At 61.8% G+C, this 18,437-nt stretch carries 15 protein-coding genes and 1 pseudogene; 3 read left to right on the top strand and 13 right to left on the bottom strand.

What is annotated here, in order from left to right; genetic code table 11:
• Window positions 1-11 precede the first annotated feature (11 nt).
• From BPHY_RS06475 to BPHY_RS06490, 4 genes are all read right to left on the bottom strand, one after another.
• Window positions 12-830: an ABC transporter permease subunit gene (locus BPHY_RS06475; RefSeq protein ID WP_012400673.1), complete on the bottom strand. Its 819-nt coding sequence runs from the start codon at window positions 828-830 to the stop codon at window positions 12-14.
• Window positions 830-1,759: an ABC transporter permease subunit gene (locus tag BPHY_RS06480; protein ID WP_012400674.1), complete on the bottom strand. Its 930-nt coding sequence runs from the start codon at window positions 1,757-1,759 to the stop codon at window positions 830-832. Before BPHY_RS06480 ends, BPHY_RS06475 begins: the two co-directional genes overlap by 1 nt.
• Window positions 1,756-2,919, bottom strand: coding sequence for an ABC transporter ATP-binding protein (locus tag BPHY_RS06485; protein ID WP_012400675.1), 1,164 nt, complete (start codon window positions 2,917-2,919; stop codon window positions 1,756-1,758). The genes BPHY_RS06480 and BPHY_RS06485 overlap by 4 nt, the downstream gene beginning before the upstream one ends.
• Before the next feature lie 104 nt (window positions 2,920-3,023).
• The gene (locus tag BPHY_RS06490; protein ID WP_012400676.1) at window positions 3,024-4,124 is read right to left on the bottom strand and encodes a polyamine ABC transporter substrate-binding protein; all 1,101 of its coding nucleotides are present in this window, start codon (window positions 4,122-4,124) and stop codon (window positions 3,024-3,026) included.
• 537 nt (window positions 4,125-4,661) lie between these two features.
• On the opposite strand from BPHY_RS06490, the gene BPHY_RS06495 reads away from it, so the two are divergent.
• Window positions 4,662-5,963 (top strand): Nramp family divalent metal transporter, encoded by a 1,302-nt coding sequence (locus tag BPHY_RS06495; protein WP_041763374.1) that lies wholly within the window; start codon window positions 4,662-4,664, stop codon window positions 5,961-5,963.
• Window positions 5,964-6,079: 116 nt separating this feature from the next.
• The gene (locus tag BPHY_RS06500) at window positions 6,080-6,283 is read left to right on the top strand and encodes a DUF1289 domain-containing protein (RefSeq protein ID WP_012400678.1); all 204 of its coding nucleotides are present in this window, start codon (window positions 6,080-6,082) and stop codon (window positions 6,281-6,283) included.
• Between the two features lie 128 nt (window positions 6,284-6,411).
• Here BPHY_RS06500 and BPHY_RS06505 read toward each other — a convergent pair whose 3' ends face one another.
• From BPHY_RS06505 to BPHY_RS06525, 5 genes are all read right to left on the bottom strand, one after another.
• Window positions 6,412-7,059 carry an OmpW/AlkL family protein gene (locus tag BPHY_RS06505; RefSeq protein ID WP_012400679.1) on the bottom strand — a complete coding sequence of 216 codons (648 nt, stop codon included), beginning with the start codon at window positions 7,057-7,059 and terminating at the stop codon, window positions 6,412-6,414.
• A 93-nt stretch (window positions 7,060-7,152) separates the two neighbouring features.
• Entirely contained in the window at window positions 7,153-8,343 is a 1,191-nt protein-coding gene (locus tag BPHY_RS06510; protein WP_012400680.1) for an NAD(P)H-dependent flavin oxidoreductase, read from the bottom strand.
• A 186-nt stretch (window positions 8,344-8,529) separates the two neighbouring features.
• Window positions 8,530-9,966 (bottom strand): aldehyde dehydrogenase family protein, encoded by a 1,437-nt coding sequence (locus BPHY_RS06515; protein WP_012400681.1) that lies wholly within the window; start codon window positions 9,964-9,966, stop codon window positions 8,530-8,532.
• Between the two features lie 167 nt (window positions 9,967-10,133).
• Window positions 10,134-11,726 carry an ABC-F family ATPase gene (locus BPHY_RS06520; RefSeq protein WP_012400682.1) on the bottom strand — a complete coding sequence of 531 codons (1,593 nt, stop codon included), beginning with the start codon at window positions 11,724-11,726 and terminating at the stop codon, window positions 10,134-10,136.
• A gap of 95 nt (window positions 11,727-11,821) precedes the next feature.
• Window positions 11,822-12,715: an NAD(P)-dependent oxidoreductase gene (locus BPHY_RS06525; RefSeq protein ID WP_012400683.1), complete on the bottom strand. Its 894-nt coding sequence runs from the start codon at window positions 12,713-12,715 to the stop codon at window positions 11,822-11,824.
• 182 nt (window positions 12,716-12,897) lie between these two features.
• Between BPHY_RS06525 and BPHY_RS06530 the strand changes: the two genes are divergently transcribed.
• On the top strand, window positions 12,898-13,107 hold the full coding sequence (locus tag BPHY_RS06530) for a dodecin (RefSeq protein ID WP_012400684.1): 210 nt from the start codon (window positions 12,898-12,900) through the stop codon (window positions 13,105-13,107).
• 204 nt (window positions 13,108-13,311) lie between these two features.
• Here BPHY_RS06530 and BPHY_RS06535 read toward each other — a convergent pair whose 3' ends face one another.
• The 4 genes and pseudogenes from BPHY_RS06535 to BPHY_RS06550 all read right to left on the bottom strand — a co-directional run bounded on the left by BPHY_RS06535 (window position 13,312) and on the right by BPHY_RS06550 (window position 18,205).
• Window positions 13,312-14,406, bottom strand: a complete 1,095-nt coding sequence (locus BPHY_RS06535) for a BMP family ABC transporter substrate-binding protein (protein ID WP_012400685.1) — start codon at window positions 14,404-14,406, stop codon at window positions 13,312-13,314.
• Between the two features lie 62 nt (window positions 14,407-14,468).
• Window positions 14,469-15,398, bottom strand: coding sequence for an ABC transporter permease (locus BPHY_RS06540; protein WP_012400686.1), 930 nt, complete (start codon window positions 15,396-15,398; stop codon window positions 14,469-14,471).
• A gap of 31 nt (window positions 15,399-15,429) precedes the next feature.
• Window positions 15,430-16,530, bottom strand: a complete 1,101-nt coding sequence (locus tag BPHY_RS06545) for an ABC transporter permease (RefSeq protein WP_041763379.1) — start codon at window positions 16,528-16,530, stop codon at window positions 15,430-15,432.
• A gap of 60 nt (window positions 16,531-16,590) precedes the next feature.
• Window positions 16,591-18,205, bottom strand: a pseudogene (locus tag BPHY_RS06550) (ABC transporter ATP-binding protein).
• Window positions 18,206-18,437 lie beyond the last annotated feature (232 nt).

Here is an 18,437-nt window from a genome sequence, read left to right on the forward strand (position 1 = left end):
CGCAGCTTGAACTAGATTGCCATTGCCAGCCGCCGCTTCTCCGCGCGCTGCATAAAGTGGTTCGCGACGACGACGCCCACCGTCACGAAGGCAATGAAGAGCGTCGCGAGCGCATTCATTTCCGGATTCAGCCCCAGACGCACGCGCGAAAATACAACCAGCGGCAGCGTCGTCGAGCCCGGGCCCGACAGGAATGCCGACAACACCAGATCGTCGATCGACAGCGTAAAAGACAGCAGCCACCCGGCCACCAGGGCCTGCGAGATCAGCGGCAGCGTGATGAAGAAAAATACACGCAACGGCGTGGCACCAAGATCCAGTGCAGCTTCCTCAAGCGACGGATGCAGGTCACGCACGCGCGACTGCACGATAATCGCCACGTAGGAAATACACAGCATCACGTGGCCGATCCAGATCGTGAAGATCCCGCGCCCCGCAGGCCAGCCAAGCCACTTGCCCATTTCGATGAAGAGCAGCAGCAGCGAAATGCCCTGGATCACTTCGGGAATCACGAGCGGCGCGTTGATCATCCCGGTGTACAGCGTGAAGCCGCGAAACCGCCCCATGCGCGCGAGCACGAAGCCCGCCCACGTGCCGATGATCACCGACGCGAACGCCGTCAGCAACGCCACCCGCAACGACAGCCAGGCGGCATTGATCAGTTCCTCGTCCTGCAGCAACGCAGCGTACCAGCGGGTCGAAAAGCGCGTCCACACCGTCACGAGCTGCGACTCGTTGAACGAATACACCACGAGGCTGATGATCGGCACGTAGAGGAACGCAAAGCCGATCGCGAGCGCGATGAACTGCAATACACGATTGGGCTTCATCAGCGCTTCTCCTCCAGTTCCTTCGCCTGCGAGTACTGGAACAGCGCCATCGGCACGAGCAGCAGCAGCACCATTGCGCAGGTGACGGCGGATGCCATCGGCCAGTCGGCGTTGTCGAAGAACTCATTCCACATCACGCGGCCGATCATCAGCGTATTCGCGCCGCCGAGCAGTTCAGGAATCACGTACTCGCCCACCGCGGGGATGAACACGAGCAAACAGCCCGCAATGATGCCGTTTTTCGACAACGGCAGCGTAATGCGCCAGAACGCGGTCCAAGGTTGCGCGCCGAGGTCGTACGCGGCTTCGAGCAACGTCAGGTCCATCTTCACGAGATGCGCGTAGAGCGGCATCACGAGGAACGGCAAGTACGAATACACCATGCCGATATAGACAGCCGTATTCGTGTGATACAGCTCGATGGGCGAATGAATCAGCCCGATCGACATCAGGAAGTTGTTCAGCAGCCCGTTGTTCTTGAGGATGCCGATCCACGCATACACGCGGATCAGGAACGACGTCCAGAACGGCAGCATCACGGCCATCATCAGGATGTTGCGCGTGGCCGGGTTCGAGCGCGCGATGTAATACGCCATCGGATAGCCGAGCAGCAGGCACAGCAGCGTCGAGATCGCCGCGACGACCACCGAGTTCACATAGGTCGCGAAGTACAGGCTGTCGGTCAGCAGAAACGCGTAGTGTGAGAGGTCGAGCGCGAGATGGATCACGCCTTCCTTGAACGTCGTCAGCTCCGTGTACGGCGGAATGCCGAGCTGCAGGTCCGCGAAGCTGATCTTCACGACCAGCAGGAACGGCACGAGGAAAAACAGCAGCAGCCAGACGAACGGCCCCGCGACGACGGCCGTGCGCCCTGTCAGACGGAAGCGGCGCACAGGCCACATCATGCAGGTATGCAGCGCGCTTTTCATGACGTCAGCACCACGCCCGCCGACGCGCTCCAGCGCACATACACTTCATCGCCCCAGGTAGGCGTTTCGATTTCCGACAGCGCGAGGCTCGACACGTTCGCGATCACGGTCTTTCCGCCGTCGAGCTTCACGTGGTACAGCGAGTATCCGCCCATGTATGCGATGTTGGTGACCGTGCCCTTGCCCCAGTTGAATGCCCCTTCGGGCGGCTTGCGCGTGAGGGCGATGCGCTCGGGGCGCACCGAGATCGTCACGGGCATGCCGAGGGGACCCGTGATGCCGTGGCTCACATACAGGCGCACGGGGAGGTCCCGCGTTTCGATGTATACGTGATCCGGTTCGTCCTCGACGACATTGCCGTCGAAAAGATTCGTCGAGCCGATGAATTCCGCCGAGAAGCGGCTGTTCGGATACTCGTAGACTTCGCTCGGCGTGCCAAGCTGCACGATCTCGCCCTCGCTCATCACGGCGAGGCGGCCTGCCATCGTCATTGCTTCTTCCTGGTCATGCGTGACCATGATGCAGGTGACACCAACCTTGTCGAGAATGTTGACGAGCTCGATCTGCGTGCGCTGGCGAATCTGCTTGTCGAGCGCGGACATCGGCTCGTCGAGCAGCAACAGCTTCGGACGCTTGACGAGCGAACGCGCCAGCGCGACGCGCTGCTGCTGCCCACCCGATAGCTGATGCGGCTTGCGCTTCGCGAAGCGCCCCATCTGCACCAGCTCGAGCGCGGACTGCACACGGTCCTTGAGCTCGGCCTTCGCCACACCTTCCTGCTTCAGGCCGAACGCGACATTGGACTCGACCGTCATATGCGGAAAGAGCGCATACGACTGGAACATCATGTTGACGGGGCGCCGGTACGGCGGCATCTGCGCGAGATCTTCGCCGTCGATCAGGATCTTGCCCGACGTGACCGTTTCCAGCCCTGCAAGCATGCGCAAGAGCGTGGACTTGCCGCAACCCGAACTGCCGAGCAGCGCGAACAGCTCGCCTTTCCTGACCGACAGGTTGACGCCCTTGACGGCGACCGTCTCGCCGAATTTCTTCACGACGTCGACGATCTGCACGAAGTGGTCCGCCGCGCCCTGCGCAGCGGCGGAATTGCCCGAGGACGACACGCCCGCCCCTGCCAGCACGTTCGACTGGTCACTCATGATTTGCTGCTTCTCTCCCTGCATGTAGACGAACAAAGCCCCCGGCTGGATACCGAGGGCTTCATGATGATGCTTTCCTGCGCGACCGGCTACTTCAGACGGGCTTAGCGGCCGGATTTGAACTCGGTCCACAGCCGCGTCTGCAGACGCTGGATCTCAGCCGGCAGCGGCTTGAGCAGGAACAGCGTCTTGACGACGTCCGCCGGCGGATAGACGGCGGGATCATTCGCGACATCCTTGTCCACGTACTTGCGCGCTTCCGCATTTGCGCTCGGGTAGTACACCGCGTTGGTGATGGCCGCATGAACCTGCGGCGTCTCGATGTAGTTGATCCACTCCGTGGCCGCTTCCTTGTTCTTCGCGTCCTTCGGAATCGCCATCACGTCGAACCACACGGGCGCGCCGCCCTTCGGAATGTAATAGTCGATCTTGTATGGCTTCTTCGCTTCCGCCGCGCGATGCTTCGCGATCACGACGTCGCCCGACCAGCCATATGCAAAACACACGTCGCCGCCAACCATGTCGTTGATATAGCCCGACGAGTTGAACTGCGTGATGTACGGACGGATCTTCTTCATCATCGCGAGGGCTTCACGATAATCAGCGGGATTCGTGCTCATCGGATCCTTACCGATGTAATGCAGCGCGGCCGCGAACATCTGGTCCGGCGCGTCGAGTACCGAGACGCCGCACGCCTTGAGCTTCGAGATGTTTTCCGGCTTGAACAGGATGTCCCAGTTGTCGAGCGCGACGCCCTTGCCGAGAATCTGCTGCGCCTTCGTCACGTTGTAGCCGAGGCCCGTCGTGCCGTACGCCCAGGGCACCGTGAACCTGTTGCCCGGGTCGGCACCCGCGACGAGCGCCATTAGCGCCGGATCGAGGTACTTGAGATTGGGGATCTTCGACTTGTCGAGCGGCGCGAAGATGCCCGCTGCGATCTGCTTGCCTGCGTAGTTGCTGGTCGGCACGACGATGTCGTAGCCCGAATTGCCCGTCAGCAGCTTGGCCTGCAGCGTGTCGTCGCTATCGTAGTTGTCGTACTTGACCTGGACGCCCGTCTGCTTTGTGAAGTTCGGGATCGTGTCCTTGGCGATGTAGTCCGACCAGTTGTACACATTCAGTTGTGTATCTTTTGCCGCCGCCGTCATGAAAGGCGTCGCGCACAGTACCAGCGCAGCCAGTTGGCCCACCACCCGTTTCTTCATTCCGTTCTCCGTTCTGACCGGCGCGAAACCGGTCGCTAACCCCGCTTCAAGCCGCTGCGCACCCGCGGCGGCTACCCTTGAAAAACCCGAAAACTACCATCAATCGACGCCTGATTCAAAAAAAACCGCCAGATGTCGCGCAAAGGGTACAGCGCGCGGTCTTATGCGCGACGGTTCGCCTGCCATCCGGTTCTCGTGCGAACGCCTGGACGTGGTTCCGTCATCCCGTCGGGCATCGTCCGCAGCCGCATCACGCCGATCTGCGCTGATCCGCGACGGCTGTCACGCCGCCGCGAAATTTGGCCGCAATTTTATCGGGTTATCGCGTCCTGTCCACCCGAAAAAAACCTCGCTTCCCGCGGCGGGAAATCCGTGCAGTGCCGATGCGCGGAAGCGGACTGCATCCTGCCGGAAACGGGTCGCCCAACGTCACTATAGACTGTCAAATATGTCCGGTCAGCGAACGCCGCGCGATGTACCCGAGTGCATGGCATGGCGCTTGCCCACGCGGATAGAGTCTTCCGCCGTCGGAAAGCGATGAACACGAACCCGTTCACATTGACTGCCGTCCGCCGCAAGCGCCGCCGCGGTGCGGGGTCGCCGCGTTCCCGGAACCCGCTGTCGTTCGTCGGCGCGGGCGCGCTCGTCGCGGTCGGCTATATGGATCCTGGCAACTGGGCGACGGCGCTCGCCGGCGGCGCAAGCTACGGCTACGCGCTGCTGAGCGTCGTGATCGCATCGAGCCTGATGGCGATGCTGCTGCAGTGGGTGTCATCGCGTCTGGGCGTCGTGACGGGCCTCGACCTCGCGCAGCACTGCCGCGAACATACAGGCCGTCGCACGACGGTGATGCTCTGGGTGACCAGCGAGATCGCGATCGTCGCCTGCGATGTCGCCGAGGTGGTCGGCAGCGCCGTGGCGCTGCAACTGCTGGTCGGCGTGTCGCTAACGGCGGGCGTGCTGATCTCGGCCGTCGGCACTTTCGCGATGCTCGCATTGCAACAGCACGGCCGTCGGACGCTGGAAACGGCCGTCGTCGCTTTCATCCTGTTCGTCGGCTTGTGCTTCGTGATCGAACTGGCGCTGGCGCGGCCGGACTGGCGCGCGGCCCTGACGGGCGCGGCCCCGAGCGCTCAACTGCTGCGCAATGCAGGGATGGTTTGGCTCGCGGCAGGCATTCTGGGCGCGACCGTCATGCCGCACAACCTCTACCTGCATTCCGCGCTCGTTAAAATTCACGCATGCCCGGCCAGCGATGCCGGCATCGACGATGCGCTGCGCGGCGTCAACTTCGGCACCTTCAGCGCGCTTTCATTGGCATTCGTCATTAATGCGGCCTTGTTGATCGTGTCGGCGGCCGTGTTTCATACGAGCGGCTACCGCAACGTGACAGACCTCGCGGACGCGCACCGCCTGATCGCACCCATCGTCGGCTCGCACTGGGCAGCCATTCTGTTCGCGGCAGCGTTGCTCGCATGCGGACTGAGCGCAACCGTCACGGGCACACTGGCAGGTCAAGCCGTAATGGAAGGCTTCCTGGAGATCCGGCTGCCGCGCTGGCAGCGCGCGTTGCTCACGCGCTCCCTCGCGATCGGACCGGCGCTCGTGGCAGTCGGTCTGTTCGGACCGAACGGCTCGGCGCAACTGCTGGTCGCAAGCCAGGTTGTACTGAGCCTCCAGTTGCCGCTCGCGGTCGTCCCGTTGATCCGCTTTTCGTCGGATGCGCGGCTGATGCGTGGCTGGCGCGTGCGCGGCGTGCCGCTCGCGCTGGCGTGGGCATGTGCGGCCGGCATCATCGCGCTAAATGGCGCACTCATCTGGGAAACGGCGATGGGTTGACAGCATTGCGCGATGAACTGCAACGTATTCGTCCGCAACAAACAGAGCACCGGAAGCCCATTTCGCTTTTCGTTTACCATAGCGGACCGCACGCATTTACCGCCCAAGGTATTCCGATGTCATCGAATCTGCACGACCTCCCCGACAGCCCCTGCATCGGTGTCTGTTCGACACTCTTCGACGAAGTTTGCAAAGGCTGTGGCCGCACGGCGGCGGAGGTGTCGAACTGGGTGTTTCTTACCGATGAGGAAAAACGCGCTATCTGGACGCGCATCGAATGCGATGGTACGGCGATGCGATTCAAGTACGACAAGCTATGACGCCCATGCATACGGACGACGGTCCACACGCGCATCGGTTCGATCGGTTACCTGGATGTGCAATGAAAAACGCCGGCTCTTGACGAGGCCGGCGTTTTTCATTGCACATCCGTTCATGCAAACGATGTTCAGAACTTCATCCCGACACCCACGCCCACGATCAACGGATCGATATGCAACGTGCCAAGCGATGCGCCATTGAGCGATGCATCCGTCTTCATCCAGACCTTCTTCAGATCGACGTTGGCGAACAGGGATTTCGTCACTTGCACGTCGACGCCCATCTGCAGTGCCGGACCGAAGCTGCTGCGCTTGACCGAAATCTGCTGATCGCCCACATGCAGTCCGTCGTTATAGAAATACGTATAGTTCACACCCGCACCTACATACGGCCGGACCTGTCCCTGATGATTGAAATGATATTGCAACAGCAGCGTAGGCGGCAGCACGTTGACGCCGCCGAGCCCGCCGAGGCTGGAGGTCACCTGATGCCGCGATGTGCCGAGAATCAGCTCGACGCCGATGTTGTCGCGGATCATGTATGTGAAGTCGAGTTCAGGCACGGTCGCATTGTTAACGCCGACATTCAGCGTGGACAATGCGTCGCTGGTGCGCACCTGCGGCACGATGGAGATGGCGCGCAGGCGCACGAGCACGTCACCGGCATGGATACCTGATGCGGTCGGGTCGCTGTCGGCGGCAAAGGCGTGCGCGGAGATCAGCGCCAGCCCTGCCGTGCACAGTGCGGCCGCGATCGATCGGAGTGTGGTGTTCATAAGCTACCCTGAATTTTTATATGGTTGCGCGAGTTGCAAAGCATCGCGCGAGAGCATTGTCGAAGCTCCCCGATCCGAGCTCCTTGACTCCCGTCAACCCAGGGAAAACGCAACTCGCCCTGCGACCGCTGGTCGCGCCGCTCCAGTCAGCAGCAGTTCGAGCAGATCGCGCACACTGCGGATCGCATTGCCAAACGGCAACGCTTCGCGGCCTCGGAAGAACAGGCCGTTGTTCACATCGCCGCGCAGGGCAGCTGCAAGCCGCGTGTCGATACAAAAATGGCCGAACTTTTCGATGCCGTCGCGTAAGCCGCATGCACTCAGGCATTCGAGTGCAGTCGGACAAGCCCGCTTCAGTGCACCAACCTTCGTGCGTATCCGCGTTTCGTTACGCAGATAGCGGTCGAGCCACGGTGTCTTCACGGCACGCGCCGGCAAGCCCGTTACGCTGACGAACTCCACGATATCGTCCGGCGTCGCATCGGCCAGCACGCGCTTGAAACGAGGATGCGCATCGCCCTCCTCCGTGACCGCGAACGGCGTACCGATCTGCACGCCATTCGCACCAGCTTCAAGACAAGTGCGCACTGCCTCGTGACTATTGATACCGCCCGCCAGGATCAGGGGCACTTGAGTTCTGCTGATCTGCAGGGAAGTAAAGAGCTGGTCGACTTCTTTGAGGACGCGGGCGAAATCGAAACGCGTATCGTGCATGTCGTCGAGATTCGTTACGCCGAGATGACCACCCGCATGCGCCGGATGCTCGATCACGATGGCATCGGGTAAACGACCCTTCTTCATCCATTTCTTCAGCACGACGCCGACACCACGGCTATCCGAGAGAATCGGAACTAACGCGATATCGTGCCCTTGCGTGAGATCGGGCAAATCGAGCGGCAGACCCGCGCCCATCACGATCGCGTCCGCGCCTTCTTCGCAGGCGATACGCACGTAGTCTGCGTGTGCGTTGACGGCCTTCATCACGTTGACGGCGATCATGCCGCGTCCTTCGCTGAGGTTTCGCGCAGCCCGGATTTCGCGCACGAGCGCCGCGCGGTTTGCGTCTTCGAGCGTCGCACGATCAGGCGTTGCGCGACAGCGTTCGAGCAGGTCGTCATGATGGTGGCGCAGATCGATGCTGGCGATCGTACCGAGCGCGCCTTCGCGCGCCACACTGCCTGCGAGCCGGTGCGCGGACACACCGACGCCCATACCGCCCTGCACGATGGGCAACAACGAGCGGCCGCGAATCACAAGCGGAGCGAACGGATGAGAAGGAAACATGTGAGGCCTCCGTCGTCGACGGGATTCGACGAAAAGCCTCGATGGTCGCAACTGGCAGATGCAGTATCTTGCCTGAGATCAAACAAAACCCGCGTGTCGGTTATCGACACGCGCTTTCATTGCGTTTCATCATCCATCGTGCGCGCCGTGTCAACGTGAAATCCGTTGCGACGCGCTCACGCGGATTTATGCAGGCTTGCTTACCTTTAACTGCATCGACTTGTATTCGAGGTATTCTTCGAGCCCGTAGATGCCGTTCTCGCGGCCGTGTCCCGACTGCTTGAAGCCGCCGAATGGCGCGACCATGTTCCAGGCGCCGCCGTTGATGTCGACCTGTCCCGTGCGCATGCGCCGCGCGACGCTCATCGCGCGCTCGTCGCTACCGGCCCACACGGCACCGCTAAGTCCGTACACAGAATCGTTGGCGATGCGCACGGCCTCCTCTTCGTCCTTGTACGTGAGGATGGTCAGCACCGGCCCGAAAATTTCCTCCTGTGCGATCGTCGCCTTCGGATGCACGCGGCCAAACACAGTCGGCTTCACGAAGAAGCCCTTCGAGATGCCATCCGGCATCCCGGTGCCGCCGGTGATAAGTTCAGCGCCTTCTTCGATGCCACGCGAAATATATTGCTGCACGCGCGACTGCTGCGTAGCCGAAGCAAGCGGACCGAGACGCGTCGTCTCGACGCGCGGATCGCCCGCGACGAATGCGTCTGCCGCTTTCTTCGCGAGTTCGCGTACTTCGTCGTAGCGTGATTCCGGCACGAGCATGCGTGTGTGCGCCGAACAGGTTTGACCCGAGTTCAGGAAGCATGCGCTGACGGTACCTTTGATTGCAGCCGCGAAGTCGGCGTCGTCGAGAATCACCGATGCCGACTTGCCGCCCAGTTCCAATGCAACCCGCTTCACCGTCGCAGCCGCGAGTTCCGACACGCGTTTGCCGGCGCGCGTCGACCCTGTGAACGACACCATGTCGACGGACGGATGACTGGCGAGCACTTCACCGACCACCGGGCCGTAACCGCTGACGAGATTGAACACGCCAGCAGGCAAGCCCGCCTCATGAATCGCTTCCGCGAGCACAAACGCATTGAGGGGCGCCACTTCCGAGGGTTTGAGCACGATAGTGCAGCCAGCAGCAAGCGCCGCGGCAACCTTCAGCGTGATCTGGTTCAGCGGATAGTTCCAGGGCGTAATCGCGGCGACAACGCCAACGGGTTCCCGCACGACGAGCGAATTGCCGACCCGTTCCTCGAACTGGAATTCACTCGCGAGCTTTGCGTAAGCATTCCAGTTGTACACGGGGCCGCCGACCTGGATCGCCCGCGCCAGCTTGATGGGCATGCCGACCTCACCGCAGATGTAGCCTGCCAGTTGTTCGGTGCGTGTCTTGAGGTTCTCTGCAATCTTTTGCAGGTAAGCGCCGCGCTCTATGGGCGGCGTCGCAGCCCAACCGTCGAACGCAGCGCGCGCGGCGGCAATCGCGGCTTCGGCATCGGCTTCAATCCCTTCGGGGATGCGGCCCATCACCTCTTCCGTGCCCGAATCGATCACATCGATCGTGCCCGTGCCGCAAGGCTTGATCCATTTACCGTCGATGTAGAAGTGCTCGAAGGTCTTCATTTCTTGCGTCCTGTCTCCTGGATAGTCCGTTTATTTTACTCATGGACCACAGACGAGATCGGACACATGCCAGAGACGTCAGTACGCGAAAGCGAACGAATCGGCAGAACCCAAATGAAAAACCCGCTTCTTACGAAGCGGGTTTGAAGGATTTGCAACCGTGCTGCTTACTGCAAACCCTGGCTCGACAGGAAGTCTTCGTAGTTGCCGCCGAAGTCGTTCAACGTGCCATCCGTCTTCACTTCGATGATGCGGTTCGCAAGGCCACTCACGAATTCGCGGTCGTGCGAAACGAAGATGAGCGTGCCGTCGTACTTCTCGAGCGCGATTTGCAGCGATTCGATCGATTCCATGTCCATGTGGTTCGTCGGCTCATCCATCAGCAGCACGTTGTGGCGGCCCAGCATCAGCTTGCCCCAGATCATACGACCCTTCTCGCCGCCCGACAGTACCTTCACCGACTTCCGGATGTCGTCTGCATTAAACAGCAGGCGGCCGAGCGTGCCACGCACCATCTGCTCGTCGTCGCCTTCCTTGCGGTACTGGTCGATCCAGTCCATCAGCGTGACATCGTTCGGGAACTCCTCATACGTGTCCTGCGGCATGTAGCCGACATTCGCATTCTCAGCCCACTTGATCGTACCGTGCTCGAGTGCCAGGTTGCCGAGCAGCGCGCGTAGCAGCGTCGTCTTGCCCGCGCCGTTTTCGCCGATGATCGCGATGCGCTCACCCGGCTGCACGCTCAGGTTGAAGTTGTTGAAGATCGTGCGGTCGTACTTCTTCGTGATGTTTTCCGCGACCACTGCAATATTGTGCAGCTTCTTCTCGTACTCGAAGCGAATGAACGGATTCTGACGCGACGACGGCTTGAATTCCTCGATCTTGATCTTGTCGATCATCTTCAGACGGCTGGTCGCCTGACGTGCCTTCGATTTGTTGGCCGAGAAGCGGCGCACGAAGTCCTGCAGATCCGCGACACGCTCCTTCGCCTTCGCGTTCGCAGCCTGCTGACGCTCGCGCGCCTGCGTGCTGGCGAGCATGTAGTCATCGTAATTGCCCGGGTAGACCTTCAGCGTGCCGTAGTCCATGTCCGCCATGTGCGTGCAGACCTGGTTCAGGAAGTGACGATCGTGCGAAATAATGATCATCGTCGAGTCGTACTCATTGAGCACGTCCTCGAGCCAACGGATTGAGTTGATGTCCAGGTTGTTGGTCGGCTCATCGAGCAGCAGCACGTCCGGCTTCGAGAACAGCGCCTGCGCGAGCAGCACGCGCAGTTTCCAGCCGGGGGCGACGTTGCTCATCGGACCATTGTGCAGGTCTATCGAGATACCGATGCCGAGCAGCAGTTCGCCCGCGCGCGCTTCCGCCGTGTAGCCGTCGTATTCGGCGAATTTTGCTTCCAGTTCGGCGGCATGCATGTAGTCGTCGTCGGTCGCTTCCGGATTCGCGTAGATCGCGTCGCGCTCGGTCATGGCCGCCCACATCTCCGTGTGGCCCATCATCACGACGTCCAGCACACGCACATCTTCATACGCGAACTGGTCCTGACGCAACTTGCCGAGGCGGACGTTCGGCTCGAGCATCACATTGCCCGAACTTTGCTCGAGATCGCCGCCCAGGATTTTCATGAACGTCGACTTGCCGCAACCGTTCGCGCCGATCAGGCCGTAGCGGTTGCCTTCGCCGAATTTGACCGAGATGTTCTCGAACAGGGGCTTCGGCCCGAATTGCATGGTGATGTTGGCAGTAGACAGCACGGCGCGTCCCTTTGAATGATAGATCGGCGAAAAACCAATTATTTTAGCAGGTTATCGCGTCACGCGCGCCGCGCCCAAGGCGGCAACGATAGCCCCTATCCGTCTTTGCGCGGCGTCTGCAACACGTCGATGAAACCGGACAGATCCGCATCCGCGAGTCCCATCGCTGCACCCAGACGCAACAATTGCTGCACTGCGCCCGAAACCGGCATTGGAGTGCCTGTTTCGTAGGCGGCCGCTGCAATCGTATCGACATCCTTCTGAAACGTGCCCAGTGCGCCGATCGGAGGCTGCCCCGCCTGCGTCATGCGCGGCACGAAGGTCTGCAGCAGCACCGAGTCAGCCCACCCGCCGGCGAGCGCCTGCGTCAGGCGCGCGGCATCGATGCCGCTGCGCTGCGCAAGACTGACGGCCTCGGCAATGGCCGCCACCGTCGACGTCACGATCGCCTGATTGCATAGCTTGGTGGTCTGCCCCGCGCCCGCCGCGCCCATATGCGTGACGCGGGCCGCATAGGCCTTGATCACCGGCGTCACGGCAGCGACATCGGCCGTCTCGCCGCCCGCCATCACCGCGAGTGTTCCCGCCATCGCGCCCGCCACGCCGCCCGAGACGGGTGCGTCTATCCAGCCGATGTCCGCTTCGGCGGCGCGCCTCGCGAAACCACGCGTAGCCGACGGCGGCATGCTGCCGTGATCGACAATCCAGCGTACGGGACTACCGCCCTCCTGCTGCATCACGGCTGGCACGATTCCATTTACACCGAACACGACTTCTTCCACGGCCGCCGAATCCAGCACGCACAGGAAAATGCCTTCAGCCCGGCTGACCAGCTCGGCAGGTGTCGACGCGACGGTGGCGCCGTCCGGCACGAGCGCTTCAGCCTTCGCGCGTGTGCGGTTCCAGACCTGCACTGCATGGCCTGCACCCAGCAGATGGCGAATCATCGGCGCCCCCATCAGGCCCGGTCCGCAAAAACCGATCTCCACTTCTTCTCCTTGGTTCGATGCACTGCATGCATCGGATTGCCCCGACCTGAGCGTCGACGGCCTCGAACCATTCATGATACCGGCCACATCCGGTTGCAGCACGTCGGGCACGCGACGTGCGTTCCGGTTCGTTCACGCGAAATACATTGCCTATACTTTTTTCGACCACCAGGAGGTACATCATGAGCGACCACGTGTACAAGCACATCGAGCTGACGGGTTCGTCCACGAAATCCAGCGACGACGCGATCCGCTGCGCGATCGAAAAAGCAGGTAAAACGGTGCGCAATCTGCATTGGTTCGAAGTCGTGGAGACGCGCGGCCATATCGAAGACAACAAGGTCTCGCACTGGCAGGTCACATTGAAGGTGGGCTTGCGCATCGAAGATTGAGGCAGCGGCGAGCTGCGCGCGGCGAGCGCGCGAAGAGGACGGTGCACGTCTGCAGCTACGAGTCGGACGCGCATGAAAAAAGCTGCATCCGATGTAACACCGGATGCAGCTTCTGACGTGCCCACGCGAACCTCAGGTGACGGCAGGGCGATCCACTGCCGCGCCGGACCAACCTTCGTGTGACGCGCAGTCAGGTTCAATACGTCACTTCGGCAGCGAGCCTTCCACCCCTTCGACGTACCAATTCAGGCGCTGCAGTTCCGGATCGGCCAGCGTCTTGCCTGCGGGCACCTTCACGGCACCCGTCTGATCCTTGATCGGACCTGTGAACACATCCCACTTGCCGCTTGCCAGTTGCGTGCGCTTTGCCTCGACATCCTTCATTGCATTGGCCGGGATCGCCGACGTGTTCATGTCTTCGAGATCGACCGCCTTTTGCGGAATGCCCCACCACACGGGGTCGTTCTTCCACTTGCCGTCCAGCACCTGCTGGATGGCAGCCGTGTAGTACACGCCCCAGTGCGCGACCACTGAACCGAGGTGCGCGTCAGGACCGAACTTCTTCATGTCCGAATCCCAACCGAATGCATGCACGTGCTTTTCGGAGGCCGTCGCAAGCGTCGCGCTCGAATCGGTATTCTGCAGCAGCACGTCGGCGCCCTGACCGATCAGCGTTTCGGCAGCCTGCTTCTCCTTGCCCGGATCAAACCAGCTGTTGATCCAGATAACCTTGGTATGCACCTTCGGATTCACCGATCGCGCGCCGAGCGTGTAGGCGTTGATGTTGCGCACCACTTCAGGAATCGGCACCGATGCGACGAAGCCGAGTGTATTGGTCTTCGTCACGTAGCCGGCCGCGACGCCCGCGAGATAGGCACCCTGATACATGCGCACGTCGTACGTGCCAAAGTTCGCTGCTTTCTTGTAACCCGTCGCGTGCAGGAAGACCGTGTCCGGGAAATCCTTCGCGACCTTGAGCTCGAAATCCTGGAACCCGAAGCTGGAACCGAAGATGATCTTGTTGCCCTTGTTCGCGAGATCGCGGAACACACGTTCCGAGTCGGCGGACTCGGGCACGTTCTCGACGCGCGTGATCTTGATCTTGTTGCCGAACTTCGCTTCCGCTTCTTTCGAGCCCTGGTCATGCGCGTAGGTCCAGCCTGCATCGCCCGGATTGCCGAGGTAGACGAAGGCGACGCCAGGCACGTCGGCAGCCTGCGCCGTCGGCATCAGCGCGCCGCTCGCGACGAACGACGCCGCCGCGAGCGTCAGCGCGCTCAGCATGGTCCTTTTTTTCATGTTCTTCTCCTGTCGTTGGATTAGATGTCTTAGTGAACTGTTATGCAGCATTCGACACCCGCTTAGCCCGCCGCAAAGAACGGCTTACCGAGCGATGCCGGCGCGTTCAGGCGGATCGTGTTCGGATTGCGCGAGATCAGCACGAGCACGACGACGGTCGCGACATACGGGAGCATCGCGAGAAACTGCGTCGGCACGGGAACGCCGATCGCCTGCGCATAAAACTGCAGGCCCGTCACTGCACCGAACAATAGTGCACCGATAAGCAGACGGCCCGGGCGCCACGTCGCGAAGACGACGAGCGCAAGTGCAATCCAGCCGCGACCTGACGTCAGTTGCTCCTGCCACAAATGCAGATTGACAATCGAGTAGTAGCCGCCTGCGAGGCCCGCCATCGCGCCGCCGAACAGCGTCGCGCCATACCGCACGCCGATGACCGGAAATCCGACCGAATGCGCGACCTGCGGCGATTCGCCGACCGAGCGCAGCACGAGTCCGGCCCGCGTGCGATACAGGAACCAGCCGACCACACCGAACATGACGAACGCGAGGTAATCGAGCGGCGTGAGGCTGAAGAGCGCCGGCCCGAGCACGGGAATCTTCGACAGTCCGGGAATGACCCACGCGCCGATGGTCTCGCGCACGGCCGCCGACGTGTACGGCTTGCCGACATACGCGGACAGGCCGATGCCGAAGATCGTGAGCGACAGGCCCGTGGCCACCTGGTTGGCGAGCATCGACAGCACGAGGAACGCGAACAGCAGCGACATCGCAATGCCCGCACCGATAGCCGAGAGAACGCCGAGCCACGGGTTGCCCGTGACGGCCGTCACCGCGTAGCCCGTGACAGCACCCATCAGCATCATCCCTTCGACGCCGAGGTTGAGCACGCCCGACTTCTCGGTGATGAGTTCGCCGACACCCGCGAACATCAGCGGAATCGCGGCGACGACCGCGCTCGACGTGAGCGCGCTGGCTTGTTGAATATCCATAATGACCTGATTTGATTCGGGTTCGGGCGTTTTACGATGCCGCGATGCCGCGACGGCGCACGCGATAGTTGACGAACAGATCCGCGCCCAGCAAGCAGAACAGCAGCAGCCCCTGGAACACGCCCGACAACGCCTGCGGCAACTGCATCGACGTCTGCACGGCTTCGCCGCCGAGGTAGAGCAGCGCCATCAGAAGACTCGCGAGCACGATGCCGACGGGATGCAGCCGTCCGACGAATACGACGATGATCGCGGTGAAGCCATAGCCCGGCGACCATGTCGCCTGCAACTGCCCGATAGGACCGGCGATCTCGCCCATGCCCGCAAGACCCGCAAGGCCGCCGCTGATCAGCAGCGACGTCCAGATCGTCTTCTTGTCTGAGAAGCCCGCATAGCGCGCGGCCAGCGGCGCGAGCCCGCCCACGCTCATCCGGAAACCCGCGAAGCTCTTGCGCATGAAGAGCCAGACAAGCGGAATCGCGACGATCGTCACGAAGATCGATGCATTCAGGCGAGTGCCCTTCAGGAATTTCCAGTGCCAGTCGCCGTAGAACGTCGGATACAGCGCGTCGCCGGAGAACATCTCAGAGAGGGGGAAGTTCATGCCCTGGGGGTCGCGCCACGGGCCGCTGACCAGATAAATCAGCAGCTGCGTGGCGACATAGGTGAGCATCAGGCTCGTCAGAATCTCGTTGGTGTTGAAACGGCTCTTGAGCAGCGCGGGGATCGCAGCCCACGCCATGCCGCCGAGCACACCCGCGATCATCATGGTTGGCAGGATCCACCAGCCCGTCGCCTGATCGAAGTAGATCGCGACACCGCTCGCCGCGATGCCGCCCAGCAGCATCTGCCCTTCGGCGCCGATATTCCAGACGTTCGCGCGGTAGCCGATGGCAAGACCGAGCCCGATCAGACACAGTGGCGACGCCTTGAGCAGCAGCTCCGTCCACCCATTGACGCTCGATAGCGGCTCGATGAAGAACGCGAACATCGCCTGCGCGGGGTCGCGCCCGACAAGGCTGAAAATCAGAAAGCCGATGGCCAGCGTAAGGAGCGCGGCGATCAGCGGCACGGCAAGCTGCATCGTTCGCGATGGCGTCGTGCGGGCTTCGAGTCGATACGGAAGAATCATTGTGCGTTTTGTCGCGTATTGTCGATGTGGTCTCTGCAGTTGCTTTCAGTGCACGTCAGTTCATGCGTGCGCCGGCTGCTCCGACGACGGCGGCGTACCCCTCGCGCTCCCCGAACAGCCCCGCCATCCAGCGGCCGATCTCCTCGGCATTGGTGTCGCCCGTCTTGCGCACGGGCGACATACGTCCGCGCGCGATCACGGCAATGCGATCGCAGATGTCGAACAGTTCTTCGAGCTCTTCGGAGATCACGAGAATGGCAACGCCACGCGCCGACAGATCGAGCAACTGCTGCCGGATGAACGACGCCGCCCCGACATCGACGCCCCACGTCGGCTGCGCGACGACCAGCACCTTCGGCGCCTGGAGGATTTCGCGGCCGACGATGAACTTCTGCAGGTTGCCGCCCGACAGGCTTTGCGCGAGCGCGCCTTCGCCGCCGCAGCGCACGTCGAACGACTCGATGCAACGCCTCGCGAACGCGCGCATCGCGGTCGCATTGATCCAGCCCGAACGCACCATCTGCTGGCGATGTGCCGTCAGCAGCGCATTCTCAGCAAGCGACATCGCGGGCACCGCGCCGCGCCCGAGTCGTTCCTCGGGCACGAACGCGAAGCCCAGCCCGCGGCGCGCCGCTGCATTGAGCTTGCCCGCGGGCTTGCCGCAGATCGTAACGGCATCGGCGCGATGACCCTTGTGTTCGCCCGATAGTGCCGCCAGCAATTCCGCCTGGCCATTACCCGATACGCCCGCGATGCCGAATATTTCGCCTGCATGCACGCTGAATGAGACTTCGTGAAGCGAAGTGCCGAACGGATCGTCGCTTGACGATGAAAGATTTTTCACGTCGAGCAGCACGTCGCCCGGCGTATGCGTGCGCCGCTCGTAGTCCGGCAGCGAATGACCGACCATCAGCTGCGCAAGCGATGCATGCGTCTCGTCGCGCGGCGTCACGCGGCCCGTCACCTTGCCGCCACGCATCACGGTGGCCGTGTCACACAGTTCCTGGATCTCGTCCAGCTTGTGGCTAATGTAGAGAATGCTGCACCCTTCAGAGGCGAGGCGGCGCAGCGTCGCGAACAGCTTGCGCACGGCTTGCGGCGTGAGCACCGACGTCGGCTCGTCCATGATGAGCAGACGCGGATTCTGCAACAGACAGCGCACGATCTCGACGCGTTGGCGCTCGCCCACCGTCAGGCTGTGCACGTGGCGCTGCGGATCGATGTCCAGCCCATATTCGGCCGACACGTCGCGAATGCGCTGACCCAGTGCCTTCAGATCGAAGGGCTCGTCGAGCGCCAGTGCGATGTTCTCGCCGACCGTCAACGTCTCGAACAGCGAAAAGTGCTGGAACACCATGCCGATACCGAGCTTGCGTGCTGCCGCCGGATTCGCGATATCGACGGACTCGCCTTCCCAGCGGATTTCGCCCGCATCCGGCCGCACCGCACCGTAGATGATTTTCATCAGCGTGCTCTTGCCCGCGCCGTTTTCGCCGAGCACTGCATGGATTTCACCGGGCGCGACGAGCAGCGTCACGTCGTCGTTCGCGCGAACGGCAGGATATTGCTTGCTGATACCCGTCAGTGCGAGGCGCGCTGTGGTGCCGTCGCCACGATTTGCGCTGTTTGCGTACGGGGCGCCGCCCGTCGGACTGCCTGTCGATGTGTCGCTCATGTTGTTCCGTGTTACGCGTGTGGTCGGCGGCACGCTGCGTCCGGCGTGCATTTTCGCTTGAATGCCCGTCGTTTTCCGCGCGAGCTTCACCTGCATCCCGATCGGCACGCGCGTGTCGCGCTATCGCAGCCGATCGACGATACCGAAATCACTCCTCTCAGTCGAGCCGCCAAAATTCCCGCAAAGCCGCGCCGCTGCGCGGTTTGCGGGTATCCCTCCCTTGACGGTCTTT

The organism is Paraburkholderia phymatum STM815 (assembly GCF_000020045.1).
Lineage (GTDB): Bacteria > Pseudomonadota > Gammaproteobacteria > Burkholderiales > Burkholderiaceae > Paraburkholderia > Paraburkholderia phymatum.